The organism is uncultured Agathobaculum sp. (genome assembly GCF_963927765.1).
GTDB lineage: Bacteria > Bacillota > Clostridia > Oscillospirales > Butyricicoccaceae > Agathobaculum.
Map to the genome: position 1 here is coordinate 1 of NZ_CAWVCU010000018.1, position 2917 is coordinate 2917.

A 2917-nucleotide genomic window follows, 5' to 3' on the forward strand; every position below is an offset into this window, starting at 1 on the left:
TGGCGGTTATCTCGATTTTCATTATTGCCAACACGGTAAAGCTGGCCATGTTTGCGCGCCGCGAGGAAATTTCCATCCAGAAGATGGTCGGCGCGACCAACTGGTTCATCCGCTGGCCGTTCGTGATCGAGGGCATGGTGCTTGGCCTGTTGGCAGGCGGCTTGGCATTCCTTGCCGAGTGGGGCCTGTACAGTGAGCTTTCCAATATCGCAAGCGGTGTGATTCCGTATTTCCACATTGTTCCGTTTGACGGATTGCGCTGGCTGGTGCTGGGCGTATACTTGGGTGCGGGCGTGCTGTTCGGTATCGGCGGTTCGGTGACCAGCATTCGTAAGTTTATGAATGTGTGAGGCAATGGCGACAGACAAAGGAGCGAATACCATTATGATGAAGAAACGCACGACGCGGCTGATTTCCTGCATTATTGCCGGTATCCTTGTGATCGCGCTGCTGGCTTCCATGCTGGCAACCGGTATCACCTTTGCAGGCGCTGCGGAGGATGCAGACGAGCTGCAGGATAAGCTGTCCTCGCTGGAAGATGAAAAGGCGGCAGTTAAGGAGCGTATCGCGGAGCTGACTAAGCAGGCCAGCGACGTAGAGGCTACCCGCGCTGCGCTGCAAAGTGAGATCGACCTGACCAAGGAAGAGATCGAAACAGTAGAGGCGTATATCGAGCGTCTGCAGGATCAGATCGACGTTAAGACTACGGAACTGGCTGCGGCGGAGGAAGCGCTGGAACAGAAGGAAGAGGAATTTGCACTTACCGTGCGCACCACCTATGAGCAGGGCGACACCAGCTATCTGGAGGTACTGCTCAATTCCACCAGCTTTGCCGATCTGCTGTCCCGTATGGAAATCATTACGGCGATCATGAACGACAACAAGAAGATCGTTGCCGAGTATACCGCGGCAAAGGAAGACATTGAGCAGAAGAAGCAGGAGCTCGAGGATACGCAGGTTTCTCAGAAGGAATATCAGGAAAACCTGAGCTATAAGGTGGATGAACTGGCTGCGAGCGAGGCTGAGCAGGCCGCGCTGGCAGAGAGCATTGAGGCATACAAGGCGGAAAGCGAAGCAGAGTACGACCGTATTTCCAGCGAGATGCAGGATGTCAGCAACCAGATTGCAGCGTTGTCTGCGCAGTCGGCGGCTTCCGGTGGTGTGCCGTACAGCGGCACCTTCGTCTGGCCGACGCCGAGTTGCACGACGACGTCCAGCGTATACGGCTACCGCGTGCATCCGATTTACGGCACGGTCAAGTTCCATGCGGGTGAGGATATTCCTGCAAGCTATGGCGCAGAGATTCTGGCGGCGGCATCCGGTACGGTTACGACCGCGGGCTGGGTTTCCGGTTACGGCAACTACACAGTTATTGACCATGGCGGCGGCACGATGACTGCTTACGGCCATCAGTCCACCATTCTTGTTTCGGTTGGTCAGTATGTTGAGCAGGGACAGGTCATCGGTTACGTCGGCTCCACCGGCAACTCGACCGGTCCGCACCTGCACTTCGAAGTGTATCAGAACGGCTCGACGGTTGACCCCAAGAGTTTCTTCAGCTTTACTTAATGCAATCGTGAATCAAAGGGGAGGGCACTTGCTCTCCCCTTGTTGTTTGGAGGGAATCGAATGTTTGAATGGCGGGAAAATAAAGTCTCGGTCACAACGGCGCTGTTCCTTTGCGTGACTACGGCGGCAGTATCCGTTTTGGGCTGCTATGCGGCAACGGGCTGGCGCACGTCTGCGGTGGAGGATAAGCTGCGCGAAATTGACCGCATCGCGGCTGAGCAGTATGTAGGTGAGTTCGACGAGGAAAAAGTCGCGGATTATGCTGCGGTCGGTTATGTCACCGGACTGGAGGATCAGTGGTCAACTTACATCCCGGCAGACCAGTATGAAGCCTATCGGCTGAGCAGCGAGGGCAAGGGCTGCGGCATCGGTGTTTCCGTCATCTCCGGAGATGACAGTGTGCGGGTTTATCTGGTATATGAGGATTCGCCCGCTGCACAAGCCGGAATCGAAAAAGGCGACTATATTGTCGGCGCGGAAGGCTTGACAGTCGAGCAAGACGGCGCGGATACCGTGATTGATGCGATTCAGGGCGAGGAAGGCACCGAGGTCACTGTGTCATTTAGCAAAGAAAAGGACGGTGCTGTGCAGGAGGCGACCATGCAGCGCGCGATGGTGACGCAGAAGATGGCTTGGGGGCAGATGCTGGATGCGAATATCGGCTATATCCGCATCGAAAATTTCCATGTTGGTTCGGCGGAGCAATTCCAACAGGTGCTGGACGAACTGCTGGCGGATGGCGCGCAGTCGCTGGTGCTCGATGTACGACATAACGGCGGCGGACGCGTCAAAGAGATGAGCGAGATGCTCGACCCTCTGCTGCCCGAAGGCACGATCATGACGCTGCGCACCAAAAGTGGCAGCGAGACCGTGTATGAGTCGGATGCGGAGATGATTGACCAGCCGATTGTGGTGCTGGTGGATGACCAGAGTATTTCGGCAGCTGAGTTTTTTGCCGCAGCCTTGCAGGAATATGACCGTGCGACACTGGTCGGCACGCATACCACGGGCAAGGGACGGGCGCAGCAGACCTTTGAGCTGTCCGACGGGTCGGCGCTCAACCTGTCGGTGGAGGAGTATTTCACCCCGCAGGGGAATAATCTGGCAGGCGTGGGCATCGCGCCTGATGTCGAGGTTGCGTTGACCGATGCGCAGTCGGCGAACTTTTATTTCCTTTCGCCGGAGGAGGACCCGCAATTGCAAAAAGCAGTCGAAATTCTGGGATAATTCTATGCCGTATCGGTCAAAATGCGCAAAAATACACTTGCTCGCTTGACAGTGCGGCGAATGTTACCGTATAATAAGGAGTACTGTACGGCGGCGCGCGATGCCGCCGAACCTATGAAAT

Annotated in this window: 3 protein-coding genes; all 3 read left to right on the forward strand. The window is 55.9% G+C overall.

All coding sequences use genetic code 11. From position 1 onward, the window contains the following. Window positions 1–350, forward strand: a 350-nt coding sequence (locus ABGT74_RS01160; protein WP_346704123.1) for an FtsX-like permease family protein, incomplete at its 5' end; no start/stop codon positions are given. 34 nt (window positions 351–384) lie between these two features. Next, on the forward strand, window positions 385–1569 hold the full coding sequence (locus ABGT74_RS01165; RefSeq protein ID WP_346704124.1) for a peptidoglycan DD-metalloendopeptidase family protein: 1185 nt from the start codon (window positions 385–387) through the stop codon (window positions 1567–1569). 60 nt (window positions 1570–1629) lie between these two features. Then, on the forward strand, window positions 1630–2796 hold the full coding sequence (locus ABGT74_RS01170) for a S41 family peptidase (RefSeq protein WP_346704125.1): 1167 nt from the start codon (window positions 1630–1632) through the stop codon (window positions 2794–2796). Window positions 2797–2917 lie beyond the last annotated feature (121 nt).

Coding starts and splice junctions, on each gene's coding strand:
- ABGT74_RS01165 (WP_346704124.1), top strand. CDS start 385: ATGATGAAGAAACGCACGACGCGGCTGATTTCCTGCATTATTGCCGGT.
- ABGT74_RS01170 (WP_346704125.1), top strand. CDS start 1,630: ATGTTTGAATGGCGGGAAAATAAAGTCTCGGTCACAACGGCGCTGTTC.